Here is a 26,254-nt window from a genome sequence, read left to right as displayed (position 1 = left end):
TCAGCCCGCCTGGTCCAGAATACGTACGACTAACTGCGAGAAGCTCATTCCCGCCTGACGCGCCGCCATCGGCACAAGGCTGTGGCTGGTCATTCCTGGTGAGGTATTGGCTTCCAGCAGATAAAACTGCCCGTCATTGTCCTGCATCACATCAATGCGTCCCCAGCCGCTGCAGCCCAAAACATTCCAGGCTTTAAGCACCAGGGACTGTAATTCGGCTTCGCGCTCTGCTTCAAGACCACAAGGGCAGAAATATTGCGTCTCATCAGAGAGATACTTCGCCTCATAATCATAGAAGACTCCGGCGGGTTGGATGCGAATTGACGGTAAAATTTCTTCGCCAAGCATCGCGACGGTAAATTCCGGCCCGCTGAGCCATTTTTCAATCAGAACTTCTTCATCGTGTTGAAATGCCAGCGCTAAAGCAGATGTTAAATCTTCAGCTTTATCGACCTTTGACATCCCGACGCTCGACCCTTCCCTGCTCGGCTTTACAATAACCGGTAAGCCCAGTGCCGCAATGCGTGTATTAACGCTGTCCGACAGGCCCAATTCAAATTCGCCGCGCGTCAGCGCCACCCACGGCGCAACGGGTAAACCCGCTCCCTGCCAGAGTAACTTACTGCGAAGTTTATCCATAGAGATGGCGGATGCCATCACGCCGCTGCCGGTGTAAGGAAGGCCGATCAGCTCCAGAAGCCCTTGCAGGGTTCCGTCTTCACCGCCACGACCATGTAACGCGATAAAGACCTTATCGAAGCCCATCGCTTTTAATTGCGTCACGTCGACCTCTTTTGGATCGACAATATGTGCGTTTACGCCGCCTTCACGCAGGCCCGCCAGCACGGCTGCACCGGAATTCAGAGAAACCTCGCGCTCGGCGGAGTTGCCGCCAGAGAGGACTGCAATCTTATTAGCCATGATGCTCATCCTCCTGGGTTTGCGGCTTCAGTTTGATTTCAGCTAAGGTACGGGCGATCTTGCCGATATTTCCCGCACCCTGAATCAGGATGAGATCGTTACCGGTCAGGACCGGTGCCAGAATTTCCGCCACTTGTGCCGGGTCAGAAACCAGAATAGGGTCAACTTTACCGCGCCCGCGGATGGTACGACACAGGGAACGGCTGTCTGCGCCTGGAATTGGCGTTTCGCCGGCGGCGTAAACATCCAGCATCAGCAGGGTATCCACCTGTGACAGCACGCTGGCGAAATCGTCATACAGATCGCGGGTACGCGTGAAGCGGTGCGGCTGGAAGATCATCACCAGATTCTTCTCCGGCCAGCCCGCGCGTGCGGCTTTGATGGTCGCGTCGACTTCCGTCGGATGGTGACCGTAGTCGTCCACCAGCATCGCGGTACCTGGCTTACCATTCACCGCATCCAGCGGGAACTCGCCGAGGAAGTCGAAGCGACGCCCTGTCCCCTGGAAGCTTTCCAGCGCGCGCAGGATCGCCTCATCATCAATGCCTTCTTCCGTCGCAACAGCCACTGCCGCTGCGGCGTTAAGTGCGTTATGGCGCCCTGGCGCATTCAGCGTGACGTGCAGCAGCTCTTTGTCCTGACGCGCCAGAGTGAAATGCCCCTGCGCACCAATCTGTTTGTACTCTTCCACGCGGACGTCAGCGTCTTCGCTGAAGCCGTAGGTGGTGATTTGACGACCGACGCGCGGCAGCAGCTCGCGGATCACCGGGTCGTCCACGCACATCACCGCGCGGCCATAAAACGGCAGGTTGTGCAGGAAGTTGATGAAGGTCTGCTTTAAGTTTTCGAAGTCGCCCTGGTAGGTATCCATATGGTCGGCTTCGATATTGGTGACAATCGCCACCATCGGCTGCAGGTGCAGGAACGACGCGTCGCTCTCATCCGCTTCCGCAATCAGATAACGGCTGTGGCCCAGACGCGCATGGACGCCTGCGGCTTTCACCAGACCGCCATTGACAAACGTCGGATCGAGACCCGCTTCCGCATAAATGCTGGAAACCATCGCCGTGGTCGTGGTTTTACCGTGGGTACCGGCAATCGCAATGCCGTGACGGAACCGCATCAGTTCCGCCAGCATTTCTGCGCGGCGGATCACCGGAATGCGCGCTTCGTGCGCGGCAACGATTTCCGGATTGTCAGAGGAGATGGCGCTCGATACCACCACCACGCTTGCATCGCGCACGTTTTCCGGGCGATGGTTGAAATAGATAGTCGCCCCAAGCGACGCCAGCTGCTGCGTGACAGGGTTTGGCGCCAGGTCAGACCCGCTGATCTGATAACCTTCGTTAGCTAACACTTCGGCAATACCGCCCATGCCGGCACCACCGATGCCAACAAAGTGAATGTGCCGGACGCGACGCATCTCGGGCACGATTGAACGCAGTTTTGCCAGTTGTTGTGTATTCATTCTCTAAACGCCATCGACTACTTAAAATTCGTGCAGCGCAACACGCGCTGCGAGGGTTAAGCCTGGGCTGCCAGGCTCACTTCTTTTGCCACCCGTTCTGTCGCATCCGGGATAGCGGCAGCGCGCGCGCGCTGCGCCATCTCCAGCAGTGCGTCTCTGTTCCAGCCCGCCAGGGTGGTGGCGACCGCATCGGCGGTAAAGTGTGGCTGCTCAAAAATTTTCGCCGCGCCGGCTTTCTCAAGCGGCAGCGCGTTCCAGTACTGCTGTCGGTCCTTGTGCTGGAACGGCACGAACAGCGCTGGCAAGCCGGCGGCGGCGATTTCGCTCACCGTCAGCGCGCCAGAGCGGCAGACCACAACATCGGCCCAGGCATAGGCTGCGGCCATATCGTCAATAAATTCCGTCACTTTATGCTGCGGCTGGCCTTCATCAGCGTACGCCTGCTCAACGGTCTGCTGAGCGCCTTTACCGCTTTGGTGCCAGATAGTCACGGCATCACCCAGCTTTGCGGCCACCTGCGGCATTGTCTGATTCAGAATGCGCGCACCCTGAGAACCACCAACGACCAAAACACGAACCGGGCCTTCACGTCCCGCCAGGCGGGCATCCGGTAGAGGCAGCGCCAGCACGTCGACGCGCACCGGGTTACCCACCACGTCCGCTTTCGGAAACGCGCCGGGAAACGCCTGCATCACTTTGGTGGCGATTTTCGCCAGCCACTTGTTGGTCAGACCGGCAATACCGTTCTGCTCGTGCAGAACAACGGGAATGCCTAACGACCACGCGGCCAGCCCGCCGGGACCAGAAACATAGCCGCCCATACCCAGCACCACATCGGGCTTAAAGCGCTTCATGATGGTGCGCGCCTGACGCCAGGCGTTAAAAATACGCACCGGCGCCAGCAGCATGGCCTTGAGGCCTTTGCCTCGCAGGCCGGAAATACGAATAAAGTCGATCTCAATACCGTGCTTCGGTACCAGATCGGCTTCCATGCGGTCTGCGGTTCCCAGCCAGCGTACCTGCCAGCCCTGCTCCATTAAATGGTGCGCAACCGCCAGCCCCGGGAACACGTGTCCACCGGTACCGCCTGCCATCACCATTAACCGCTTCGGTTGATTCATCGTGAACCTCGTGTAAACGCCTGGGCTTTCTCCAGACGCGTCTCATAATCTATGCGTAACAAAAACATAATGGCCGTCGACATGATCAACAGGCTCGAACCACCATAGCTGATCAGCGGCAACGTCAGACCTTTGGTCGGCAGCATACCCGCTGCGGCCCCGACGTTAACCAGTGCCTGGAAGCTAAACCAGATACCAATTGAGCAGGCTAAGAAGCCTGAGAAGCGGTGATCGATCTCCAGCGCTTTTCGGCCAATCGACATGGCGCGGAAAGCGACGAAGAATACCATTAAAAGCGCTAATACCACACCGATATAACCCAGTTCTTCCCCAATAATGGAGAAGATGAAGTCGGTGTGCGCCTCCGGTAAATACTCCAGTTTCTGCACCGAGTTGCCCAGGCCTTGCCCCCAGACTTCACCGCGGCCAAACGCCATCAGCGACTGCGTCAGCTGGTAACCGCTACCGAACGGATCTTCCCACGGGTTCCAGAACGAGGTCACGCGGCGGATACGGTAAGGCTCGGCGAGGATCAGCAGCACCACCGCTGAAATCCCCATCCCGATGATAGCGATGAACTGCCACAGCTTGGCCCCTGCCAGGAACAGCATCGCCAGCGTGGTGACAAACAGTACGACAACGGTCCCGAGGTCAGGCTGCGCCAGCAGCAGGATCGCCAGCACCAGAATGACGCCCATCGGCTTTAAGAAGCCGCGAAGGTTGTTTCGCACCTCATCGACTTTTCGCACCAGGTAGTTTGCCAGGTAGCAGAATAACGAAAGCTTGGTGAACTCCGCAGGCTGAATACGCAGCGGACCGAAGGCGATCCAGCGTGATGCCCCGTTAACGGAGCTCCCGACAACCAGCACGATCAGCAGCATGATAATGGAGGCGATCAGCATCGCGGTACTGTGGCGCTGCCAGAAGGCCATCGGCAGACGAAGCGTTACCAGCGCCAGGCAGAACGCCAGAATGATGTACAGCCCGTCACGCTTGGCGAACAGGAAGGGATCGTTCGCCAGTCGCTGTCCAACGGGCATGGAGGCTGAGGTCACCATGATAAAGCCGATCGCCGCCAGCCCCAGCGTCAGCCAGAACAGGGTGCGGTCGTACATAATCAGGCTATCGGAATCTTTATCCCGTGAAGCCATCACCCAGCCTTTCAGCGCCGCAAACAGCCACACCAGAATTCCAAATCCTGGCAGGCGCGGCATTTTCAGGCGAGGGAGAGATAAACGCATCAGCCTAACTCCTTCGCAAGGCGGGTAAAGACATCGCCACGCTGTTCGAAATTCTTAAACTGATCGAGGCTGGCGCACGCCGGGGAGAGCAGAACCATGTCGCCAGGCTGCACGCGCGGGGCAATCAGGCGCATCGCCTGTTCCATCGTTTCAGTTTGCTCAGCAACTTCCGGGCGTAGTTCAGCCAGCTCGCTGCCGTCACGGCCAAAGCAGTACAGGCGGATGTTATCGCCGGTGAGGTACTGTTTCAGGGAGGAGAAATCAGCGGATTTGCCGTCGCCACCCAACAGAAGATGCAGGGTGCCGTCAACGTGCAGACCGTTCAGCGCGGCCTCCGTGCTTCCCACATTGGTCGCTTTGGAGTCGTTAATCCAGCGAACGCCGTTATGCTCCAGCGCCAGCTGGAAACGGTGTGCCAGGCCGGAAAACGTGGTCAACGCTTTCAGGCTGGAAGAGCGCGGCAGCCCTACGGCATCTGCCAGCGCCAGCGCCGCCAGGGCATTGGTATAGTTGTGCTGGCCGGAAAGCTTCATCTCCTTCACGTTCAGCACTTTTTCACCTTTCACGCGCAGCCAGGTTTCGCCCAGCTGGCGGTTCAGATGATAATCACCCATGGTGATACCAAAGCTGATGCAGCGCTCGTCCGCGCCGCGCACCGGCATGGTCAGAGCGTCGTCGGCGTTAACCACGCAAACTTTGGCATTTTCGTAAACACGCAGCTTGGCCGCGCGATACTGCTGCAGACCAAATGGATATCGATCCATATGATCTTCCGTCACGTTGAGGATCGTTGCCGCCGCCGCATGCAGGCTGGAGGTGGTTTCAAGCTGGAAGCTGGAAAGTTCCAGAACGTAAAGCTCGCAGCCTTTGTCCAGCAGCATCAGCGCGGGCAGGCCGATATTGCCGCCTACCCCTACGTTCATGCCCGCGGCTTTCGCCATTTCACCCACCAGGGTAGTGACGGTGCTTTTGCCGTTAGAACCGGTGATCGCGATAACCGGCGCCTGCGCTTCGCGGCAGAACAGCTCGATATCGCCGACAATCTCAACGCCCGCATCCGCAGCAGCGCTCAGTGAAGGGTGCGCCAGCGCCATACCCGGGCTGGCGACAATCAGATCGGCTGCCAGCAGCCAGTCATCATTCAGACCACCAAGGTGGCGTTCAACCTGTTCCGGCAGTTTGTCCAGACCCGGCGGAGAGACACGCGTATCCATCACGCGCGGAGTAACGCCGCGCGCAAGGAAAAAGTCCACGCAGGAGAGGCCGGTGAGGCCTAACCCGATGATAACGACTTTTTTACCCTGGTAATCTGCCATGATTAACGTACCTTCAGCGTTGCCAGGCCAATCAGCACCAGCATCAGCGAAATAATCCAGAAGCGCACAATCACGCGCGGCTCCGGCCAGCCTTTCAGTTCATAGTGGTGGTGGATCGGCGCCATACGGAAGATGCGCTGACCGCGCAGCTTGAAGGAGCCGACCTGCAAAATCACCGACAGGGTTTCAACCACAAACACGCCGCCCATGATCACCAGCAGGAACTCCTGACGCAGCAGCACGGCGATAATGCCGAGCGCACCGCCCAAAGCCAGAGAACCGACGTCACCCATAAAGACCTGCGCCGGATAGGTGTTGAACCAGAGGAAGCCCAGCCCCGCGCCGACAATCGCCGTACAGACGATCACCAGCTCACCCGCGTGACGCAGATAAGGAATGTGCAGGTAGTTCGCAAAGTTCATGTTACCGGTCGCCCACGCCACCAGCGCAAAACCAGCCGCCACGAAGACGGTTGGCATAATCGCCAGACCATCCAGGCCATCGGTCAGGTTAACGGCGTTACCGGTACCAACAATCACAAAGTAGGCCAGCAGGATGTAGAACAGCCCCAGCTGCGGCATCACGTCTTTAAAGAACGGCACCACCAGTTCGGTGGCGGGCGTATCTTTTCCTGCCAGATACAGCGCGAAGGCAACGCCCAGCGCAATCACTGACATCCAGAAATACTTCCAGCGTGCAATCAGGCCCTTCGTGTCTTTGCGGACGACTTTACGGTAATCATCCACAAACCCGATAATGCCGTAGCCCACCAGTACGGTCAGCACGCACCAGACGTACGGGTTAGACGGATAGGCCCACAGCAGTACGGAAACGACGATCGCGGTCAGGATCATGATCCCGCCCATCGTCGGCGTACCGCGCTTGCTGAAGTGCGACTCCGGACCGTCGTTACGTACGACCTGGCCGAAAGAGAGTTTTTGCAGACGGGCAATCATGCGCGGGCCCATCCACAACGAGATGAACAGCGCAGTCAGCAGGCTGACGATGGCGCGAAACGTCAGATACGAAAAGACGTTAAAGCCTGAATAATATTTGACCAAATGTTCGGCCAGCCAAACTAACATGTCCCGTTCTCCTGTAATGCGTGCACAACCTCTTCCATGGCGGCACTACGTGAACCTTTCACTAACACTGTCACAATTTGTTTTTCTGTAATTAATGCCTTAAGGCGCTCAATCAACGCGGCTTTGTCGGCAAAATGTTCGCCAACGCCGCTGGCATGGCTAATCGCCTGGCTCAGTTTTCCTGCGCTCAGCACGCAGTCCAGTCCCGCCGCTTTCGCCGCTTCACCCACCTGGGTATGACAGGCTTCGCTTTCATCGCCCAGCTCCGCCATGTCGCCAACCACCATGATGCGGTAGCCCGGCATTTCAGATAGCACCTGCACCGCCGCCGTCATTGAGCCGACGTTCGCGTTGTAGGAGTCATCCAGCAGCAATTTGTTTTCTGCAAGCGGGATCGGGTACAGGCGTCCCGGCACGGCTTTCAAATTCGCCAGCCCGGTTTTAATCGCCTCGTGTGACGCTCCCACCGCCGTCGACAAGGCCGCTGCAGCCAGCGCATTGGCGATGTTATGGCGTCCCGGCAGCGGTAACAGCACGTCTACGTCACCCGTTGGGGTAGCAAGCGTGAATTCCGTACCGTGCGACGTCACATGGATATTGGTCGCGGTAAAGTCACTGTTGGCCGCGTTCGGCGAGAAGCGCCAGGTTTTACGCGAGCCAATGATGCTCTGCCAGTTCAGCCAGTCGTTGTTGTCGGCATTGAGAATGGCAATGCCGTCAGCAGGCAGACCGGTGTAGATTTCGCCTTTCGCTTTTGCTACGCCTTCCAGCGAGCCAAAGCCTTCCAGATGCGCTGCCGCGAGGTTATTCACCAGCGCCGCTTCCGGGCGAGTCAGGCTCACGGTCCAGGCGATTTCGCCCTGGTGGTTTGCCCCTAACTCGATCACCGCAAACTCATGCTCTTTGGTCAGGCGAAGTAATGTCATCGGCACGCCGATGTCATTATTGAGGTTGCCTGCGGTATAAAGCGTATTACCGCACTGGCTGAGGATGGCCGCCGTCATCTCTTTCACTGACGTTTTGCCCGATGACCCGGTCAGCGCGACAACGCGAGCAGGCACCTGCTGACGAACCCAGGCGGCCAGTTCACCGAACGCGAGACGCGTATCGCTCACCACTATCTGCGGCAAATCGATATCCAGCCTGCGGCTGACCAGCAGCGCGCCAGCGCCGTTTTCTTTGGCCTGTCCGGCAAAATCATGCGCGTCAAAACGTTCGCCTTTCAGCGCCACAAACAGACAGCCCGCGGTCACTTTGCGGGTGTCGGTGGTGACCGCGTCAATGGTCAGATCCAGGCCCAGCAGCTCGCCGTGCAGTACCGCAGCGGCCTGGCTTAAGGTGATGCTAATCATGCGACGACTCCCAGCAGACGCGCTGCCGTTACGCGGTCGGAGTAGTCCAGACGACGATTGCCAACGATCTGATAGTCTTCATGGCCTTTACCGGCCAGCAGAACGACATCATTTTCTTTTGCCTGCATGATGGTATTTGTCACGGCTTCCGCGCGGCCTTCCACCACACGGGCGCGACCGGCGTCCAGCATACCCGCCAGAATGTCGTTGATGATGGCGCGCGGCTCTTCGGTACGCGGATTGTCATCGGTGACCACAGGAATGTCCGCGAACTGCTCCGCAATGGCGCCCATCAGGGGACGTTTACCTTTGTCGCGATCGCCACCGCAGCCGAAGACGCACCAGAGTTTACCGGTGCAGTGCAGGCGTGCCGCTTCCAGCGCTTTTTCCAGCGCATCCGGCGTGTGGGCATAATCGACAACCACGGTCGGTTTGCCCGGCGCGCTAAACACTTCCATACGGCCGCAAACCGGCTGGAGACGCGCTGACGTTTTCAGCAGCTCCGCCATCGGATAACCCAGCGCCAGCAGCGTTGCCAGCGCCAGCAGCAGGTTGCTGACGTTGAACGCCCCCATCAGGCGGCTTTCGATTTCACCGTCACCCCAGGAAGAGGCAAAGCGGATCGTCGCGCCACTGTCGTGATAGTTAACGTCTACGGCCTTCAGCCAGCGGCCGTGGCAGTTCGGATTAATATGGTCTTCCATCGACACCGCTACCGCGTCTGGCAGCTTCGCAAGCCAGCGGCGGCCCACTTCGTCGTCGGCGTTGATGATGGCCTGGCCGTAATGGTGAGTAGAGAACAGCAGCCATTTGGCGGCTTCGTAGTGTTCCATATCACCATGATAATCAAGGTGATCGCGGCTCAGGTTGGTGAACACTGAAGCAGCAAACTTCAGTGCCGCGACGCGGTGCTGGACCAGGCCGTGCGAAGAAACTTCCATCGCGGCAAAGGTTGCCCCCTGCCCTGCCAGAGCGGCAAGCACGTGCTGTACGTCAACCGCAGAACCGGTGGTGTTTTCCGTCGGGCTCACTTTGCCCAGCAGGCCGTTACCCACGGTACCCATCACCGCGCCGGTTTCACCCAGCAGCTGAGCCCACTGCGCCATCAGCTGCGTGGTGGTGGTTTTTCCGTTCGTGCCCGTCACGCCAACCAGACGCAGCTGGTCGGAAGGTTCGTGATAAAAACGTCCTGCCAGTGCAGAGAGACGCTCATTCAACTGGCTGAGATAGATAACCGGCACCCCGTGCATTTCACGGATCTCACCGTCGGTTGCCTCGTCTTTAGCCTCAGCAATAATGGCAGCCACACCTTGCGCAATCGCCTGCGGGATATAACGACGCCCGTCCGCCTGATGACCAACCACCGCCACAAAAAGATCGCCAGAAGCAGCCACGCGGCTGTCCAGTACCATCTCTCTCAGTGCTCGCTCCGGTGCATTTGGCACCCACGGAGCGAGAAGGTCGCGCAAATTACGATCTGCCACCTGTACCCTCGCCTTGATTAATTACAAATTCACTTTTTTCGCCCGTCGCCAGCGCATCTGGTTCAACGTTCATGGTGCGTAAAACGCCGCCCATGATGGCGCCAAACACAGGCGCGGAGACGGCGCCGCCGTAGTATTTACCCGCCTGTGGATCGTTAATCACGACCACCAGCGCAAAACGCGGATTGCTTGCAGGCGCAACGCCTGCGGTATAGGCAATGTATTTGTTGATGTAGCGGCCGTCTGGCCCCACCTTTTTCGCCGTACCGGTTTTAATGGCGATGCGGTAGCCTTTGATGGCCGCCTTCACGCCGCCGCCGCCCGGCAGCGCCACGCTTTCCATCATGTGCACAACGGTACGAACGATGGATTCCGGGAAGATACGCTCGCCCGGAACCGGTGGATCAACTTTGGTGATGGACAGCGGGCGATAGACGCCGTAGCTGCCAATCGTTGCGTAGACTCGCGCTAACTGTAACGGGGTTACCATTAGCCCGTAGCCGAAAGAGAAGGTGGCCCTCTCTATGTCAGACCACCGTTGTTTTTGAGGATATAAGCCACTGCGTTCTCCGACCAACCCCAAATTGGTCGCCTTTCCCAGTCCAAAACGTGAGTAAGTCTCTACTAACGCTGAGGACGGCATCGCTAACGCCAGCTTTGAAACACCGACGTTACTCGACTTCTGTAACACCCCGGTCAGGGTCAATTCGCTGTAGCGCGCCACGTCTTTAATCTCGTGGCCGTTAATACGGTAAGGGATCGTGTTCAGGACCGTGTTTTCATTGACGATACCGCGCTGAAGCGCCGTCATCACCACCATCGGTTTCACCGTGGAGCCGGGTTCGAACACGTCGGTAATTGCCCGGTTACGCATCGCATCTTTTGCGGTGCCGGTAAAGTTGTTCGGGTTGTAGGAAGGACTGTTGGCCATGGCCAGCACTTCTCCGGTGCTGACATCCACCAGCACGGCGCTGCCGGATTCTGCCTTGTTAAACGCCACGGCGTTGTTCAGCTCGCGGTAGACCAGCGCCTGCAGGCGCTCGTCGATACTCAGAGCCAGGTTGTGCGCCGCCTGGCTGTCCGTAGAGGAGATATCTTCAATGACGCGCCCGTAGCGGTCCTTACGCACAATTCGCTCGCCAGGCTGGCCGGTGAGCCACTTATCGAAGCTTTTTTCAACGCCTTCAATCCCCTGGCTGTCGACGTTGGTGAAGCCGATGAGGTGAGCGGTTACTTCTCCGGACGGATAGTAACGACGGGATTCTTCGCGCAGATGAATGCCCGGCAGCTTCAGTTTCCGAATGTAGTCCGCCATGTCAGGGTTAACCTGGCGCGCCAGATAGATAAAACGCCCTTTCGGGTTCGCGTTGACGCGGGAGGCTAGCTGATCCAGCGGCATTTTGAGCGCATCTGAAAGCGCTTTCCAGCGGTTATCAAGCGTGATGCCACCGGCGTCGTGCAGCTCTTTCGGATCGGCCCAGATCGCCTTCACCGGCACGCTCACCGCCAGCGGGCGACCTGAACGGTCAGTGATCATTCCGCGAGAAGTCGACACTTCCTGAACGCGAAGGGAGCGCATATCTCCCTGGCGTACCAGCATGTCAGGGGCGATGATTTGCAACCACGCCACGCGTCCCAGCAGGAAACCCAGCGCCAGTAAAATGCAGCCGCAAAGCAACGCAAAACGCCAACTGATGAAGTTGGCCTGTTCTTCCTGACGTTTTGGTTTAAGCGTTTTTGCCGCTGCTTTCATGCGTCGCGTGTTCCCTTATTTTTGTACTACGATATTTTCCTGGGAAGGATCAACATGCTGCAGCTGCAGCTTTTCCGTTGCGATCCGTTCAACCCGGCTGTGATCGCCGAGCGCGTTTTCTTCAAGGATCAGATTTCGCCATTCAATATCCAGCGCATCGCGTTCCAGCACCAGCTGCTCGCGTTGCGCAGTCAATAAACGTGTATGGTGAGCTGTGGTCACCACCGTAACTGCCGTAACAATGATGCAAATGAACAGGCAGAGTGGCAGTTTCCCGAATCGCAAAAGATCGTCGCCGATCACGCCAGGCAAGGCATGGCGCTCGTTGCTTCCTAACGATCCCTTAACTTTGCTTAGGGTTTCTGTCACTCTGCCGATCATGCGTTCGTCCTCTCTGCAACTCGCAGCACTGAACTACGGGCACGTGGATTCTCTGCCACCTCTTCTTCGCCCGGCATCAACTTGCCTAATGCTCGCAACTGACGGCCCCCCAGCTTCCTGAGTTGTTCTTCCGTCATCGGCAACCCCGCGGGAACCTGAGGACCGCGGCTCTGTTCACGCATGAAGCGTTTTACAATGCGGTCTTCCAGCGAATGGAAGCTGATGATGGATAACCGCCCACCCGGGGCCAGCACGTCGAGCGAGCTTTTTAGCGCCAGCTCTATTTCCTCCAGTTCACTGTTTACCCAGATGCGAACCGCCTGGAAGGTACGGGTCGCGGGATGTTTGTGCTTATCCTTCACCGGCGTTGCCGCCGCGATCACCTCGGCCAACTCTTTGGTGCGGGTCATCGGCTCAATGCGGTTGCGCTCAACAATGGCGCGCGCAATACGTTTGCCAAAGCGCTCTTCGCCAAACGTTTTGATCACCCATGCAATATCGGCTTCGTCAGCGGTCTGTAGCCATTCGGCGGCAGACTGGCCGCGCGTCGGGTCCATCCGCATATCCAGCGGACCATCGCGCATAAAGGAGAAGCCGCGTTCTGCATCATCAAGCTGGGGTGAAGAGACGCCAAGATCGAGAAGAATCCCGTCGATCTTGCCCGTAAGATCGCGCTCGGCCACGTAATCCGCGAGCGCAGAGAAAGGTCCATGCACGATGGAAAAGCGTGGGTCATTGATGGTCTGTGCAACGGCAATCGCCTGCGGATCGCGATCGATTGCCAGCAGGCGCCCTTCCTCTCCAAGCTGGGAGAGGATCAAACGCGAGTGACCACCGCGACCAAACGTGCCATCAATGTAGATGCCATCCGGACGAATATTCAGGCCGTTCACGGCCTCGTCCAGTAACACCGTTTTATGTTTATAATTTTCCATCATATTTATAGAGACAAGTCCTGCAGCCGTTCCGATAAAGTTGCGGAATCAGACTGCTCAGCGTCGATATCTTCCTTGACCTGTTGATACCAGGTCGTTTCGTCCCACAGTTCAAACTTGTTGAACTGCCCGACCAGCATCACTTCTTTGGTCAGACCGGCATGTTGCCGCAACACAGGAGCAATCAGTAATCGCCCGGCGTTATCCATCTGACATTCACTGGCATGTCCCAATAAGAGCCGCTGCACGCGGCGTTCCTGCGGGTTCATGCTCGACAGTCGCGACAGCTTTTGCTCAATGATTTCCCATTCAGGCAAGGGGTAAAGCAGCAGGCAGGGGGAGTTGATGTCAATGGTGCAAACCATTTGACCCGAAGCATTCTCAATCAGCTGGTCGCGGTATCGGGTTGGTACCGATAAACGCCCCTTGCTGTCGAGATTGACTAACGTTGCTCCACGGAACATGCCAGTCTCACCCCTCCTCACCACTTTAACCCACAAATTCCCACCTGAAGGAGTTTACGGAGCGAGGGAAAAGCTTGTCAAGCCAGGACTCTCCCTATACGAGGCTGTACGCCCACTATTTACAGAGATAAACAGTCCCGGTTAATAACTGCACAACTGGCGAGGCAAAATTAACGTTATGAATATTTGTAAGAAAAAAACCGAATATGCACACTAGCGTTAAGGCTCACTCAATATCATCGCAGATAAATATAAAGTGTCAGTTTGCGACGCGGGCAGCATTTTATGACAGATTGTCAGGGGATGACAGCGCCAGATTCGCTCAATCGGTCGGTAGAAGCGGCGGTTGCGTTGCTGGCCGGTCGGGGGGAAGAAAAAACGTCTGAATATTCATCGACCGAAGAGGGTTTGTAACAAAGTAATACAAAGAGAGGCGTCTAAAAATCGCTTCATGATTCTTTAAGGGCCATTTTAAACGGCAAAATGAATTAAGAAAAATAGTAGATTAGGATCTCTCAAGAATTATCCTAATTTCACTGCGGGAATTAACTCGACGAATAATTCCAGTAAAAAGGGCGGTTTTTCGCCGCCCCGTCATTTCATTTATGGCGGCTCAAAATTCCGCGATGATAGAGATTACGTTTGATACGGGTCAGACCCGGCTTCGGTTTGCGCGGCTCATCCAGGCTCGCCAGAACAATCTCCAGGACGCGTTCAGCTACATCTCGGTGACGCTGGGCCACCGCCAGCACCGGGCACTGAAGGAAATCGAGAAGCTCGTTATCCCCAAACGTGGCGATCGCCAGGTCAGAGGGGAGCTTGCCTTCACGACGCAAGGTGACATCCATTACCCCCTGCAGAAGGGCAAATGACGTGGTGAACAGCGCCTGGGGCATCGGGTGCGTCTCCAGCCATTTTTCGAACAGCTGCGCAGCGGCTTCGCGTTCATAGCTGTTGGCATAGAGATAGTGGACTTCACGCGGATCGTCTTTCCAGGCGGTTCTGAACCCTTGCTCACGCAGGAAGCTTACGGAAAGCTCGGGCAGCGCGCCAAGATACAGCACCGTTTCAGCGGGGAAGGTTCTCAGCTCAGCGGCCAGCATTTCCGCGTCATCCTGATCGGCACCCACTACGCTTGTGAAATGCTCACGATCGAGCGCGCGGTCCAGCGCCACGATGGGGAACGGATCGTTCGCCCAGCGCTGGTAAAACGGATGCTCCGGCGGTAAGGAGGTCGAGACGATGATGGCATCGACCTGACGCTGGAGCAGATGTTCAATGCAGCGCATCTCGTTATCAGGCTGGTCTTCAGAACAGGCTATCAGCAGCTGATAACCGCGCTGGCGGGCCTGACGTTCAAGATAGTTGGCGATACGGGTATAGCTGGTGTTTTCCAGATCCGGGATCACCAGACCAATAGAGCGGGTGCGCCCGGCACGCAGGCCGGCAGCGACAGCATTCGGATGGTAGTTATGCTCACGAACCACCGCCATAACTTTTTCAACGGTCTTATCGCTGACGCGGTACTGCTTTGCTTTGCCGTTAATCACATAGCTGGCCGTTGTTCGTGACACGCCGGCTAGCCGGGCGATTTCATCCAGTTTCACAATTGCCCCTTAAAAAAAGAAAAGAGTCCATGGCCCTGTCAAGGTTATGGTTAAATCTTTTAACATCTAAACGCAGAAAAGCCTTCGCGGCAACCGCTTTTATCTGCGTTGTCGGCTGATTACGCAAAAAAAAGCCCGGCTTTGGTGACCGGGCTGAAAGAGGCGAACCTTTTTAACAACTACCGCATGATTTTCTCGCCGCGTGACAGACCAACGATCCCCGATCTCGCCACCTCAACAATTTTTGCTACATCCCGCACGGATGCCAGGAAAGCGTCCAGCTTGTCACTGGTTCCGACCAGTTGAACCGTATAAAGAGAAGGCGTGACGTCGATGATCTGCCCGCGGAAGATATCCGCATTGCGTTTGACCTCCTCGCGCCCGTAACCGCTAGCCTGTATTTTTACCAGCATGACCTCACGCTCAACGTAAGCGCCCTGCCCCAGCTCGCTTACGCGCAGCACATCGACCAGCTTATGCAGCTGTTTCTCGATCTGCTCAATTACCTTGGCATCGCCAACGGTCTGAATCGTCATACGCGACATCGTCGGATCGTCCGTTGGCGCCACGGTCAGGCTTTCAATGTTATAGCCACGCTGCGCAAAAAGCCCAATGACGCGCGACAGTGCGCCAGACTCGTTTTCCAGTAATACCGATAATATCCGGCGCATATCAGGTTCTCTCCGTTTTGCTTAACCACATCTCGTCCATACCGCCGCCGCGAATATGCATCGGATAAACGTGCTCGGTTCCATCAACGATGACATCCATAAAGACGAGGCGATTGTTTTTAACGTGCTCAAGCGCTTCGGCGAGCTTCGTTTCCAGTTCAGCCGGATCGGTCACCCGCATCCCTATATGACCATAAGCTTCAGCAAGACGAACAAAATCCGGCAGCGATTTCATATATGACTGAGAGTGGCGGCCCGAGTAGATCATATCCTGCCACTGCTTCACCATACCGAGATAGCCGTTATTAAGGTTGAGCACCAGTACCGGCAGCTCATATTGCAGCGCGGTGGAAAGTTCCTGAATGTTCATCTGAATACTGCCGTCTCCGGTCACGCAGACGACGGTTTCATTTGGCAGCGCCAGCTTCACGCCCAGCGCGGCAGGCAGGCCAAAGCCCATCGTGCCTAAACCTCCCGAGTTGATCCAGTGGCGCGGTTTATCAAACGGATAATAGAGGGCGGCAAACATTTGATGCTGGCCCACGTCAGAGGTCACATACGCGTCGCCTTTCGTCAGTCGCCATACCGTTTCGATGACCGCCTGCGGCTTAATATGCTCGCTTTGGGTGTCATATTTCAGACACTGCCGCGCGCGCCATTGCTCAATTTGCTGCCACCAGTCACGGATTTCATCCAGCGGTTGCGCTGTGTTTTCCAGCGCCAGCAGATCCAGCATTTGTTCAAGGACCTGTCGCGCGTCGCCGACGATAGGTACATCAGCAGACACCGTTTTTGAAATTGACGTCGGATCGATATCAATGTGCAGCACGGTGGCGTTCGGGCAATACTTCGCCAGGTTGTTGGTCGTACGATCGTCAAAACGCACGCCGACGGCAAAGATGACGTCAGAATGATGCATCGTCATGTTGGCTTCATAGGTACCGTGCATACCCAACATGCCGAGCGCCTGACGGTGGGTGGCGGGAAACGCTCCGAGGCCCATCAGCGATGACGCAACAGGAAGATTGAGCTTTTCAACCAGTTCACGAAGCTGTGCCTCACACGCTGAATTGACGGCCCCGCCACCGACATAGACCACCGGTTTTTTAGCGGCCAGCAACGTTTGCAGCGCGCGTTTGATCTGACCTTTGTGGCCCTGCGTTGTTGGGTTGTAAGAGCGCATGCTCACCGATTCCGGCCAGACATAGGGCAGCTTGTTTGCCGGGTTCAGGATATCTTTAGGGAGATCGACCACCACCGGCCCCGGGCGCCCGCTTGCCGCCAGCCAGAACGCCTTCTTCAGAATGCCAGGAATGTCTTCGGTTTGCTTGACCAGGAAGCTGTGCTTCACGACGGGACGCGAAATCCCGACCATGTCGCACTCCTGAAACGCATCATAGCCAATCAGTGATGTCGCGACCTGTCCGGAAAGGATCACCAGCGGAATAGAGTCCATGTACGCGGTCGCAATGCCGGTAATGGCGTTTGTTGCACCGGGCCCCGACGTGACCAGGACCACGCCCACTTCACCCGTCGCACGCGCCAGGCCATCGGCCATATGTACCGCCGCCTGCTCATGGCGTACCAGCACATGGTCAATACCCCCTACCGTATGCAGTGCGTCATAAATATCGAGGACCGCGCCGCCAGGATAGCCGAACACTTGCTTTACGCCCTGATCGATCAGCGACCGGACGACCATTTCCGCGCCAGACAACATCTCCATGCTTTGCCTCCAGGCATTTTGTTATAGACGGACCGCCGAATTCATTTCCGCACCGTCTTGCGATCGGGATGAACCCGTCTTCTATTTTGCAGAGTGATACTTACCTTAACCGCTCGTTATGAGGCAGGCAATTCGCAAACCAGGAGAGAGAAGAGGCAGTGAAAGCAGAAAAAACAGACATTGTCAGAGGATATGGTTAATTCATCTGAAATTAGGGGATGAGATGATAAATCATCGCTGAAAAGCGCGGCGATGTAGAAAATCATCTATTTTTACGGGCCTGGCAGCCACCAGATAAAATACGCAACAGAACAAAATATTAGTAAAAGAAACAAAACCAGGATAAATCACATGCAAAGATGCAATTTATCCTGACTCGATTACCGACGGCAGATGCTAATAAGTAGCTCTTCCATCCACTGATGTCCTTTATCCCGTCCAGCAGCTTCATGCCAGGAGAGATAGCAGGTGCGGCTATTTAGCTTGAGCGGCAGAGGCAAAATTTGCAGATTTAACGCGCCAGAGAACTCTTCTGCCAGCCAGCGTGGGGCAATTGCCACCAGCTGCGTCTGGGAAACGACGTTTAATACGCTGACCATGGCCATCCCCTGATAAGCCACGCTCGCCTGTTTCTCCGCAGTGTCGTACCAGGGCAGGCTAAAGGAGGCATATCTGTCGAGCGCAACAACGGCATGCTGTTCGCTATAAACGTCACTTTCACGTAACGGCGCATTCAGTCGTGGATGTTTTTTGCTGGCAACCAGCACCATTTCATCTTTAAACAGCGGTACACAGGAAAATTCAGGACGGCGGAATTCTTCATAACCCAGGACGAATTCGATTTCCTGGTAACGTAACTGGTGTTCGGTGTTTTGATTTAAGGACGATTTAAAGACGAGATTAATATTAGGTGCGATCTCTTCAACTTTATTATAAATAATTGACGTCAGATAATTATCTAATGGGCTGCAGACGCAGAGATGGAATACTCGCTCACTGCTTAAGGGTTCAAAGCCCGAGCCCGGCAGCTCATTTTGCACCAGCTGCAGCGCCTGGCGGATGGAGCCGAAAAGCTGGAAAGCCCGCGCTGTAGGCTGGATCCCTCTTCCATAACGAACAAACAATTCGTCGTTGAACATAACCTTAAGCCTGGCAACGGCATTACTTACGGCAGGCTGTGACATCCCCAGGGCTTGTGCCGCACGCGTGATATTCTGCTCCTGCATGACAGCATCAAACACCGTCAGTAGATTAAGATCCACCGTGCGTAACTGTGGTTTAATTCCATCAGTAATCTGTGGTTGTTTAATATTATTTTCTGGCACTTCTGACTCCACTGTCACGCTACACTCCCTTCGCCAACGCACTGTAATAATTTCGAAAAATATGATTTACCATGCAGATACGACCAGCGAAAGAAAATTGTTTAAAAATCGGAATATATAAAGATTATCTAATAATGCTATAATACAAAACGGCACAAAGGATATGCTTAACTTTAGTGTTTGAATGAAACCATAAACCAAATCAATATACAATAACCATCCAGTTAAGGATGACTTAAGTATAATTAAACTGTTATCGACATTGAGCAGAATTAAGTTAACAATCTGTTATCAATGATTCTATTTGAAGGGAGAAAAAGTTCTCTCAAAAAAGATAACTCGATGATAGTAAAACGGTTTAAAGAGAAAGCATTTGTGAGGACTGCGTCACCTGAAAAATACCCGTTATGTTTATTCGTTTCTGCAAATGTTTTTTAAGTCCAAAAATAGACAATTAGTTAAGTTAAAAATCGAAAACCCAGCACAATAAGCTAAACAACACACCCTCTCTGTTTAGCCTTCTGGGGCCGTTTTTACCATCAGGGGTTGACATGCCCAGCTGTATCCAGTACCACTAAAAGCATATTGAATTTAACGGAGCACGATTCATGACACGCACCATTCGTTTCATCGGTCTACTACTACTAAACGCATCCACTGTGCGCGGTAGACTGGCGGGCGAAATTCAGCGTTGAATCGTCACCAGTAAGACTAAAAACCCGCGCCACTGCGCGGGTTTTTTTTATGCTCGTAGCAAGGCGCCCTAAGACTGACAAGGACCTAACCCATGAGCCAGCAAGTCATTATTTTCGATACTACTTTACGTGACGGTGAACAGGCATTACAGGCAAGCCTGAGTGTAAAAGAAAAACTGCAGATTGCGCTGGCTCTCGAGCGTATGGGCGTCGACGTGATGGAGGTCGGTTTCCCCGTCTCCTCTCCGGGTGATTTTGAATCCGTACAGACTATCGCCCGCACCATTAAAAACAGCCGCGTGTGCGGTCTGGCGCGCTGCGTAGAGAAAGACATCGACGTTGCGGCTGAGTCGCTGAAGGTGGCCGAAGCCTTCCGTATTCATACCTTTATTGCAACCTCACCAATGCACATCGCAACCAAGTTGCGCAGCACGCTGGATGAGGTCATTGAACGCGCGGTATACATGGTTAAGCGCGCACGCAACTACACCGATGACGTTGAATTCTCCTGTGAAGATGCGGGCCGTACGCCGATTGAAGACCTGGCGCGCGTAGTCGAAGCCGCCATCAACGCGGGCGCTAAAACCATCAACATCCCGGACACCGTCGGCTATACCATGCCGTTTGAGTTCTCCAACATCATTACCGGCCTGTATGAGCGCGTACCTAACATTGATAAAGCAATCATCTCAGTACATACCCATGATGATTTGGGCCTGGCCGTAGGCAATGCCATCGCTGCGGTGCACGCCGGTGCACGTCAGGTAGAAGGTGCAATGAACGGTATCGGTGAACGCGCGGGCAACTGTTCACTGGAAGAAGTGATCATGGCCATCAAGGTGCGCAAAGACATCATGAACGTGCACACCCGCATCAATCACAACGAAATCTGGCGCACCAGCCAGACCGTCAGCCAGATTTGCAACATGCCGATCCCGGCTAACAAGGCGATTGTTGGAACCGGCGCGTTCGCCCACTCCTCCGGTATTCACCAGGACGGCGTGCTGAAAAACCGTGAAAACTACGAAATCATGACTCCGGAATCCATCGGCCTGAACCAGGTTCAGCTGAACCTGACCTCCCGTTCCGGTCGTGCGGCAGTGAAACACCGGATGGAAGAGATGGGCTATCAGGACAGCGATTACAACATGGATCAGCTGTACGACGCGTTCCTGAAGCTGGCCGACAAGAAAGGCCAGGTATTCGATTACGACCTGGAAGCGCTGGCCTTCATCAACAAGCAGCAGGAAGAGCCAGAGCACTTCCGTCTGGACTACTTCAACGTGCAGTCCGGCTCCAGCGACATCGCTACCGCCTCGGTCAAGCTGGCCTGCGGTGATGAAATTAAAGCGGAAGCCGCCAACGGTAACGGCCCTGTGGATGCCATCTATCAGGCGATCAACCGCGTTACCGAGTACGACGTAGAGCTGGTGAAATACGACCTGACGGCGAAAGGGCACGGTAAAGACGCGCTGGGTCAGGTGGATATCGTCGTCAACTATAATGGCCGCCGTTTCCACGGTGTGGGCCTGGCGACGGATATTGTCGAATCCTCCGCGAAAGCGATGGTGCACGTCCTGAACAACATCTGGCGCGCCGCTGAAGTCGAAAAAGAGTTGCAACGCAAAGCTCAGAATAAAGAGAACAACAAGGAAACCGTGTAATGTCGAAGAACTACCATATTGCTGTGTTGCCGGGTGACGGTATTGGTCCGGAAGTGATGGCACAGGCGCTGAAAGTACTGGAAGCCGTTCGCTCGCGTTTTGCGATGAAAATTACCACCAGCCACTACGACGTGGGCGGTATTGCGATTGATAACCACGGAACGCCATTGCCGAAAACCACCGTTGAAGGCTGCGAAAATGCCGATGCCGTGCTGTTTGGCTCCGTCGGTGGCCCAAAATGGGAACACCTGCCGCCGGCAGAGCAGCCAGAGCGCGGCGCGCTCCTGCCGCTGCGTAAACATTTTAAGCTGTTCAGTAACCTGCGTCCGGCTAAGCTGTATCAGGGGCTGGAAGAGTTTTGTCCGCTGCGCGCGGATATCGCGGCCAACGGTTTCGACATCCTGTGCGTGCGTGAGCTGACGGGCGGGATCTACTTCGGTCAGCCAAAAGGTCGCGAAGGCAGCGGTCAGCACGAGAAAGCGTTTGATACCGAGGTGTACCACCGTTTCGAAATTGAACGTATCGCCCATATCGCCTTTGAATCTGCACGCAAGCGCCGCCATAAGGTGACCTCTATTGATAAAGCGAACGTGCTGCAGTCGTCCATTTTGTGGCGCGAGATCGTCAGTGAAGTCGCTAAGCAGTACCCGGACGTTGAGCTGTCGCATATGTACATCGACAACGCGACCATGCAGCTGATTAAGGATCCGTCCCAGTTTGACGTGCTGCTCTGCTCCAACCTGTTCGGCGATATTTTGTCTGACGAGTGCGCGATGATCACCGGCTCTATGGGCATGCTGCCATCCGCCAGCCTGAATGAAGAAGGCTTTGGCCTGTACGAACCGGCGGGCGGTTCCGCGCCGGATATCGCAGGCAAGAACATTGCGAACCCGATTGCGCAGATCCTCTCCCTGGCCCTGCTGCTGCGCTACAGCCTCGATGCAGGCGACGCAGCAACCGCAATTGAAAGCGCCATTAACCGGGCGTTAGAAGAAGGCGTCCGTACCGGTGACTTAGCGCGCGGCACGGCAGCAGTCAGTACTGATGAAATGGGCGACATCATTGCCCGCTATGTCGCTGAAGGGGTGTAATCATGGCCAAGACGTTATATGAAAAATTGTTTGATGCGCATGTTGTCTACGAGGCGCCAAACGAAACCCCGCTGCTGTACATTGACCGCCACCTGGTGCACGAAGTGACCTCTCCGCAGGCCTTCGACGGCCTGCGCGCGCACAAGCGTCCGGTGCGCCAGCCGGGTAAAACCTTTGCCACGATGGATCACAACGTCTCCACCCAGACCAAAGACATCAATGCTTCCGGCGAGATGGCGCGCATCCAGATGCAGGAGCTGATCAAGAACTGCAACGAATTTGGCGTGGAGCTGTACGATCTGAACCACCCGTATCAGGGCATCGTCCACGTGATGGGACCTGAGCAGGGTATTACGCTGCCGGGCATGACCATCGTCTGCGGCGACTCCCATACCGCGACCCACGGCGCGTTTGGCGCGCTGGCGTTCGGCATCGGCACATCGGAAGTTGAGCACGTTCTGGCGACGCAGACTCTGAAACAGGGCCGCGCCAAAACCATGAAGATTGAGGTGAAGGGCAAAGCCGCGCCGGGTATCACCGCGAAAGATATCGTGCTGGCGATTATCGGCAAAACCGGCAGCGCAGGCGGTACCGGTCACGTGGTGGAATTCTGCGGTGAAGCCATTCAGGCGCTGAGCATGGAAGGTCGCATGACCCTGTGTAATATGGCTATTGAGATGGGTGCTAAAGCAGGCCTGGTCGCACCGGACGAAACCACCTTCAACTATGTGAAAGGCCGTCTGCACGCGCCGAAAGGTCAGGATTTTGACGACGCGGTCGCATACTGGAAAACCCTGAAAACTGACGACGGTGCCACCTTTGATACCGTTGTCACGCTGCAGGCGGAAGAGATTGCGCCGCAAGTCACCTGGGGTACCAATCCTGGCCAGGTCATCTCCGTCAACGACAGCATTCCTGACCCGGCTTCCTTCGCCGATCCGGTCGAACGCGCCAGTGCGGAAAAAGCGCTGGCCTATATGGGGCTGAAACCCGGCGTACCGCTGACCGAGGTGAACATTGATAAGGTGTTCATCGGCTCCTGCACCAACTCCCGTATCGAGGACTTACGCGCGGCGGCAGAGATTGCCAAAGGCCGCAAAGTGGCGCCGGGCGTGCAGGCGCTGGTGGTTCCTGGCTCCGGTCCGGTGAAAGCCCAGGCGGAAGCGGAAGGACTGGATAAGATCTTTATCGAAGCAGGCTTCGAATGGCGTCTGCCGGGCTGCTCCATGTGTCTGGCGATGAACAACGACCGCCTGAATCCGGGCGAACGCTGCGCCTCCACCAGCAACCGTAATTTTGAAGGCCGTCAGGGCCGGGGTGGACGCACCCACCTGGTCAGCCCGGCAATGGCCGCCGCTGCGGCAGTCACCGGCCATTTCGCCGATATTCGCAGCCTGAAATAAGGAGACAATCATGGCAGAGAAATTTACCCAACATACGGGCCGTGTTGTCCCGCTGGACGCCGCTAACGTCGATACGGACGCGATCATTCCGAAGCAGTTTTTGCAGAAAGTGACCCGCACCGGTTTTGGCGCACACCTGTTCAACGACTGGCGTTTTCTGGACGACAAAGGCGAAGTGCCAAACCCGGAGTTCGTCCTGAACTTCCCGGAATACAAAGGTGCATCCATTCTTCTGGCGCGGGAAAACTTCGGCTGCGGCTCCTCGCGTGAGCATGCGCCCTGGGCGCTGACCGACTACGGCTTTAAGGTGGTTATCGCCCCGAGCTTCGCGGATATCTTCTACGGCAACAGCTTCAACAACCAGTTGCTGCCGGTGACGCTGAGCGACGAGCAGGTCGATGAACTGTTCGCGCTGGTTAAGGCAAGTCCAGGGATGGCGTTTGAGGTGGATCTGGAAGCGGAAGTGGTGAAAGCCGGGGATAAGACCTACAGCTTCAGCATTGATGCCTTCCGTCGCCACTGCATGTTGAACGGTCTGGACAGCATTGGCCTGACGCTCCAGCACGAGGACGCCATCTCAGCGTACGAGAAAAAACAGCCTGCGTTTATGGGCTAAAGGCAATGGCCCGCAGGGCGCGGGCCATTGATAAGGGTGCGTTGAGGCTCAACCACTCTGGAGAGGCGGGGACACTTCCCCCGCCAATACCGCTAACGTTTCGCTTCGTAAGCCAACACTGCCGCCAGCTCTGTTTTCTCCTGTCTGAAGTGCAACTCACACAGCGAATCACGCACCATCCAGGTGAAGATCAATAGCGTCGTACAGATCAGAAACAAACCTAACAGCAGAGTACGTTTTGGCATTCCAGCCTCCTTATTGCTTTTCGGCAATGAAGAGACTAACCTCGCAATGTTGGTTGTGAAGTTGGTCTCCCCATCAGTTTTTTGATGTGGGACTCTCCACTGTTTGCCTCTTGCGAAAGCCTGAGGCAAACAGCCTCAAGCACCCGTCACGCACTCTATGCGCCTTCTCTGTATCTGTCAGAAAATCGTTTCATTTCGTGAAGCCGCCTTCCAGAATCAAACATCCTTGACCCGGCAGGTCAGCCCAAGCGTTACCACCGAAATGGCCGCAATCATCCAGTAAACCGAGGCATGACCATAACTTTGCGCCAGCGCGCCCTGAATCACTCCCGCCAGAATAACGCCCGTCGAAATACTGTTGGTAAAAAGCGTAGTCGCAGAGCCGGCGCGGCCGGGCATGAGATCCTGGAACCAGAGCATGCCGATCCCGGCAACGATGCCAATAAACACGGCATTAAACAGCTGCAGCGCCAGCAACGCTTCACGCGAATGGAAAAGGAGCAGCCCCGCGTAGAACAGCACCCCAGCCGCCACGGCAACGATCATCATTCGACGCTTTCCGAAGCGCTTAACGTAATACCCCGCCAGAATCATCACCGGAATTTCCAGCCCGGCGGCGGTCCCCATTAAGATCCCCGCAAGCTTGTCCGGTAGGCCTAGATCGCTGCTGATCCACAGCGGCATATCAATAATGTACATGGTGTTGCAGGTCCACATCAGCGTGGAGGCGATAAACAGCATCCGCACGTTTTTATCCTGCCAGCCGCTCACCTGAGTAATGGGCTTATCCGTCGTCTGCTCAACCCGGGCGACAGACGGCAGCGCAAAAGCAATCAGAGCCAGGCTGATAATAAAAATGCCTGCCGCGATAGAAAACATGACCGTAAAGCCATAGTTCAGCGCCAGCATGAAGGCCAGCGGCGGGCCGATGACCCACGCCAGCGAGAGCTGTGCGCGCATCACCGAGCTGAACATCACCACCTCTCGCGCCGAGCTGTCGGCGTATTCACGGGCCAGCGCGAACAGCTGCGGCATGGCGGTGTTCGCCAGAGAGGCCAGCAGCACGCCGCAGGTGATGAGTGTCAGGTAATGACGGTTAAAGGCAAAAAGCAGCGCGTTGCCCACGGCCATGGCGCAGCAAAAGAGGATCAGCCTGCGGCGATCGCCCTGGCTGTCAGATCGTTTCGCCAGACCCAGGCTAACGAGGATCCCGGCAATCGCGTTAACGGTATAAAACAGGCCCACCCAAAACGGCTGCGCCCCCACCTCGCGGCTGAGAAACAGGCTCAGCGTCGGTGCCTGTAGCGCACCGGCCACGCCCATCATGAAGGCCACCAGCATAAAAGCAGCGTACACGCCGTTCAGGCGGCGCCCCATCGTCATCAACCACAGCATGCGCAAGTCCTTGTGAAAGCGAATCAAAATTGGGTGAAAGAATAAACGAAAAAAGCCAGCAAAAACATTTTGCTGGCGGGTGATAAACACCAATACTCAGTCACACATGATCGAGGCGAGTTAGCGAGAAGAGGTCGGTTTCGTAACGTCCCACTGCATCAGATCTTCCAGGATTCTCAGCCGTTGCTCTGCACACTGGCGGGCCAGCCAGGACACTCCTTTTGTCGCTGAAAAGTACTGCTGATAAAACTGACGTGCGGTAGACCTCTTCATAATTTACCTCCTCACTTCATCG

General features: G+C 55.7%; 24 protein-coding genes. 5 read left to right on the top strand and 19 right to left on the bottom strand.

Going from position 1 to position 26,254, the window contains the following annotated elements; all coding sequences use genetic code 11:
* The 16 genes from IM295_RS10290 to leuO all read right to left on the bottom strand — a co-directional run bounded on the left by IM295_RS10290 (position 1) and on the right by leuO (position 18,850).
* A complete protein-coding gene (locus IM295_RS10290) occupies positions 1–921 on the bottom strand; it encodes a D-alanine--D-alanine ligase (RefSeq protein WP_047367325.1) in 921 nt (306 codons plus the stop codon).
* Positions 914–2,389, bottom strand: coding sequence for a UDP-N-acetylmuramate--L-alanine ligase (murC, locus tag IM295_RS10285; protein WP_028015510.1), 1,476 nt, complete (start codon positions 2,387–2,389; stop codon positions 914–916). The genes IM295_RS10290 and murC overlap by 8 nt, the downstream gene beginning before the upstream one ends.
* Positions 2,390–2,445: 56 nt before the next feature.
* Positions 2,446–3,510 (bottom strand): undecaprenyldiphospho-muramoylpentapeptide beta-N-acetylglucosaminyltransferase, encoded by a 1,065-nt coding sequence (gene murG / locus IM295_RS10280; protein WP_028015509.1) that lies wholly within the window; start codon positions 3,508–3,510, stop codon positions 2,446–2,448.
* A complete protein-coding gene (gene ftsW, locus IM295_RS10275; RefSeq protein ID WP_028015508.1) occupies positions 3,507–4,751 on the bottom strand; it encodes a cell division protein FtsW in 1,245 nt (414 codons plus the stop codon). Before ftsW ends, murG begins: the two co-directional genes overlap by 4 nt.
* Positions 4,751–6,067 carry a UDP-N-acetylmuramoyl-L-alanine--D-glutamate ligase gene (murD, locus tag IM295_RS10270; RefSeq protein ID WP_028015507.1) on the bottom strand — a complete coding sequence of 439 codons (1,317 nt, stop codon included), beginning with the start codon at positions 6,065–6,067 and terminating at the stop codon, positions 4,751–4,753. The genes ftsW and murD overlap by 1 nt, the downstream gene beginning before the upstream one ends.
* Before the next feature lie 2 nt (positions 6,068–6,069).
* The gene (gene mraY / locus IM295_RS10265; RefSeq protein WP_008501985.1) at positions 6,070–7,152 is read right to left on the bottom strand and encodes a phospho-N-acetylmuramoyl-pentapeptide-transferase; all 1,083 of its coding nucleotides are present in this window, start codon (positions 7,150–7,152) and stop codon (positions 6,070–6,072) included.
* Complete coding sequence (gene murF, locus IM295_RS10260; RefSeq protein WP_193066639.1) at positions 7,146–8,504, bottom strand: UDP-N-acetylmuramoyl-tripeptide--D-alanyl-D-alanine ligase; 1,359 nt, start codon at positions 8,502–8,504, stop codon at positions 7,146–7,148. Before murF ends, mraY begins: the two co-directional genes overlap by 7 nt.
* Complete coding sequence (gene murE, locus IM295_RS10255; RefSeq protein ID WP_193066638.1) at positions 8,501–9,988, bottom strand: UDP-N-acetylmuramoyl-L-alanyl-D-glutamate--2,6-diaminopimelate ligase; 1,488 nt, start codon at positions 9,986–9,988, stop codon at positions 8,501–8,503. Before murE ends, murF begins: the two co-directional genes overlap by 4 nt.
* Positions 9,975–11,741 (bottom strand): peptidoglycan glycosyltransferase FtsI, encoded by a 1,767-nt coding sequence (locus IM295_RS10250; RefSeq protein ID WP_028015504.1) that lies wholly within the window; start codon positions 11,739–11,741, stop codon positions 9,975–9,977. The genes murE and IM295_RS10250 overlap by 14 nt, the downstream gene beginning before the upstream one ends.
* A 15-nt stretch (positions 11,742–11,756) precedes the next feature.
* A complete protein-coding gene (gene ftsL / locus IM295_RS10245) occupies positions 11,757–12,122 on the bottom strand; it encodes a cell division protein FtsL (RefSeq protein WP_006173860.1) in 366 nt (121 codons plus the stop codon).
* Entirely contained in the window at positions 12,119–13,060 is a 942-nt protein-coding gene (gene rsmH, locus IM295_RS10240) for a 16S rRNA (cytosine(1402)-N(4))-methyltransferase RsmH (RefSeq protein WP_045259453.1), read from the bottom strand. Before rsmH ends, ftsL begins: the two co-directional genes overlap by 4 nt.
* A gap of 2 nt (positions 13,061–13,062) precedes the next feature.
* The gene (gene mraZ, locus IM295_RS10235; RefSeq protein ID WP_010426995.1) at positions 13,063–13,521 is read right to left on the bottom strand and encodes a division/cell wall cluster transcriptional repressor MraZ; all 459 of its coding nucleotides are present in this window, start codon (positions 13,519–13,521) and stop codon (positions 13,063–13,065) included.
* Positions 13,522–14,120: 599 nt separating this feature from the next.
* Entirely contained in the window at positions 14,121–15,128 is a 1,008-nt protein-coding gene (gene cra / locus IM295_RS10230; protein WP_014168621.1) for a catabolite repressor/activator, read from the bottom strand.
* Positions 15,129–15,307: 179 nt separating this feature from the next.
* The gene (ilvN, locus tag IM295_RS10225; protein ID WP_049000496.1) at positions 15,308–15,799 is read right to left on the bottom strand and encodes an acetolactate synthase small subunit; all 492 of its coding nucleotides are present in this window, start codon (positions 15,797–15,799) and stop codon (positions 15,308–15,310) included.
* 1 nt (position 15,800) lies between these two features.
* The gene (gene ilvI, locus IM295_RS10220) at positions 15,801–17,525 is read right to left on the bottom strand and encodes an acetolactate synthase 3 large subunit (RefSeq protein ID WP_028015500.1); all 1,725 of its coding nucleotides are present in this window, start codon (positions 17,523–17,525) and stop codon (positions 15,801–15,803) included.
* Between the two features lie 380 nt (positions 17,526–17,905).
* Positions 17,906–18,850 (bottom strand): transcriptional regulator LeuO, encoded by a 945-nt coding sequence (leuO, locus tag IM295_RS10215; RefSeq protein WP_041911249.1) that lies wholly within the window; start codon positions 18,848–18,850, stop codon positions 17,906–17,908.
* A gap of 608 nt (positions 18,851–19,458) precedes the next feature.
* Between leuO and leuL the strand changes: the two genes are divergently transcribed.
* From leuL to leuD, 5 genes are all read left to right on the top strand, one after another.
* Complete coding sequence (gene leuL / locus IM295_RS23290) at positions 19,459–19,545, top strand: leu operon leader peptide (protein ID WP_071993742.1); 87 nt, start codon at positions 19,459–19,461, stop codon at positions 19,543–19,545.
* A 92-nt stretch (positions 19,546–19,637) separates the two neighbouring features.
* Positions 19,638–21,209 (top strand): 2-isopropylmalate synthase, encoded by a 1,572-nt coding sequence (gene leuA / locus IM295_RS10205; protein WP_028015499.1) that lies wholly within the window; start codon positions 19,638–19,640, stop codon positions 21,207–21,209.
* Positions 21,209–22,300, top strand: coding sequence for a 3-isopropylmalate dehydrogenase (leuB, locus tag IM295_RS10200; protein ID WP_045631152.1), 1,092 nt, complete (start codon positions 21,209–21,211; stop codon positions 22,298–22,300). The genes leuA and leuB overlap by 1 nt, the downstream gene beginning before the upstream one ends.
* Positions 22,301–22,302: 2 nt before the next feature.
* On the top strand, positions 22,303–23,703 hold the full coding sequence (gene leuC / locus IM295_RS10195; protein ID WP_063943830.1) for a 3-isopropylmalate dehydratase large subunit: 1,401 nt from the start codon (positions 22,303–22,305) through the stop codon (positions 23,701–23,703).
* A 10-nt stretch (positions 23,704–23,713) separates the two neighbouring features.
* On the top strand, positions 23,714–24,319 hold the full coding sequence (leuD, locus tag IM295_RS10190) for a 3-isopropylmalate dehydratase small subunit (RefSeq protein WP_193066637.1): 606 nt from the start codon (positions 23,714–23,716) through the stop codon (positions 24,317–24,319).
* Between the two features lie 92 nt (positions 24,320–24,411).
* Here the strand turns inward: leuD and IM295_RS10185 are convergent, their stop codons facing one another.
* From IM295_RS10185 to sgrT, 3 genes are all read right to left on the bottom strand, one after another.
* Positions 24,412–24,564 (bottom strand): Hok/Gef family protein, encoded by a 153-nt coding sequence (locus IM295_RS10185; RefSeq protein ID WP_010427008.1) that lies wholly within the window; start codon positions 24,562–24,564, stop codon positions 24,412–24,414.
* Positions 24,565–24,780: 216 nt separating this feature from the next.
* Positions 24,781–25,959 carry a sugar efflux transporter gene (locus IM295_RS10180; RefSeq protein ID WP_193066636.1) on the bottom strand — a complete coding sequence of 393 codons (1,179 nt, stop codon included), beginning with the start codon at positions 25,957–25,959 and terminating at the stop codon, positions 24,781–24,783.
* 120 nt (positions 25,960–26,079) lie between these two features.
* The gene (gene sgrT, locus IM295_RS10175) at positions 26,080–26,232 is read right to left on the bottom strand and encodes a glucose uptake inhibitor SgrT (protein WP_045631150.1); all 153 of its coding nucleotides are present in this window, start codon (positions 26,230–26,232) and stop codon (positions 26,080–26,082) included.
* Between the last annotated feature and the right edge of the window lie 22 nt (positions 26,233–26,254).

It is taken from the genome of Enterobacter cloacae complex sp. P14RS (assembly GCF_014895895.1).
Lineage (GTDB): Bacteria > Pseudomonadota > Gammaproteobacteria > Enterobacterales > Enterobacteriaceae > Enterobacter > Enterobacter bugandensis.
This window is presented reverse-complemented; position numbering and strand designations above follow the sequence as displayed.

Bases quoted from the DNA above. Each gene is read 5' to 3' on its own strand.
- ftsL (WP_006173860.1), bottom strand. From the start codon at position 12,122: ATGATCGGCAGAGTGACAGAAACCCTAAGCAAAGTTAAGGGATCGTTA.
- sgrT (WP_045631150.1), bottom strand. From the start codon at position 26,232: ATGAAGAGGTCTACCGCACGTCAGTTTTATCAGCAGTACTTTTCAGCG.
- leuB (WP_045631152.1), top strand. From the start codon at position 21,209: ATGTCGAAGAACTACCATATTGCTGTGTTGCCGGGTGACGGTATTGGT.
- IM295_RS10180 (WP_193066636.1), bottom strand. From the start codon at position 25,959: ATGCTGTGGTTGATGACGATGGGGCGCCGCCTGAACGGCGTGTACGCT.
- murC (WP_028015510.1), bottom strand. From the start codon at position 2,389: ATGAATACACAACAACTGGCAAAACTGCGTTCAATCGTGCCCGAGATG.
- IM295_RS10290 (WP_047367325.1), bottom strand. From the start codon at position 921: ATGGCTAATAAGATTGCAGTCCTCTCTGGCGGCAACTCCGCCGAGCGC.
- IM295_RS10185 (WP_010427008.1), bottom strand. From the start codon at position 24,564: ATGCCAAAACGTACTCTGCTGTTAGGTTTGTTTCTGATCTGTACGACG.
- leuC (WP_063943830.1), top strand. From the start codon at position 22,303: ATGGCCAAGACGTTATATGAAAAATTGTTTGATGCGCATGTTGTCTAC.
- ilvN (WP_049000496.1), bottom strand. From the start codon at position 15,799: ATGCGCCGGATATTATCGGTATTACTGGAAAACGAGTCTGGCGCACTG.
- murF (WP_193066639.1), bottom strand. From the start codon at position 8,504: ATGATTAGCATCACCTTAAGCCAGGCCGCTGCGGTACTGCACGGCGAG.
- IM295_RS10250 (WP_028015504.1), bottom strand. From the start codon at position 11,741: ATGAAAGCAGCGGCAAAAACGCTTAAACCAAAACGTCAGGAAGAACAG.
- murD (WP_028015507.1), bottom strand. From the start codon at position 6,067: ATGGCAGATTACCAGGGTAAAAAAGTCGTTATCATCGGGTTAGGCCTC.
- leuD (WP_193066637.1), top strand. From the start codon at position 23,714: ATGGCAGAGAAATTTACCCAACATACGGGCCGTGTTGTCCCGCTGGAC.
- murG (WP_028015509.1), bottom strand. From the start codon at position 3,510: ATGAATCAACCGAAGCGGTTAATGGTGATGGCAGGCGGTACCGGTGGA.
- leuA (WP_028015499.1), top strand. From the start codon at position 19,638: ATGAGCCAGCAAGTCATTATTTTCGATACTACTTTACGTGACGGTGAA.
- ilvI (WP_028015500.1), bottom strand. From the start codon at position 17,525: ATGGAGATGTTGTCTGGCGCGGAAATGGTCGTCCGGTCGCTGATCGAT.
- mraY (WP_008501985.1), bottom strand. From the start codon at position 7,152: ATGTTAGTTTGGCTGGCCGAACATTTGGTCAAATATTATTCAGGCTTT.
- leuL (WP_071993742.1), top strand. From the start codon at position 19,459: ATGACACGCACCATTCGTTTCATCGGTCTACTACTACTAAACGCATCC.
- ftsW (WP_028015508.1), bottom strand. From the start codon at position 4,751: ATGCGTTTATCTCTCCCTCGCCTGAAAATGCCGCGCCTGCCAGGATTT.
- rsmH (WP_045259453.1), bottom strand. From the start codon at position 13,060: ATGATGGAAAATTATAAACATAAAACGGTGTTACTGGACGAGGCCGTG.
- mraZ (WP_010426995.1), bottom strand. From the start codon at position 13,521: ATGTTCCGTGGAGCAACGTTAGTCAATCTCGACAGCAAGGGGCGTTTA.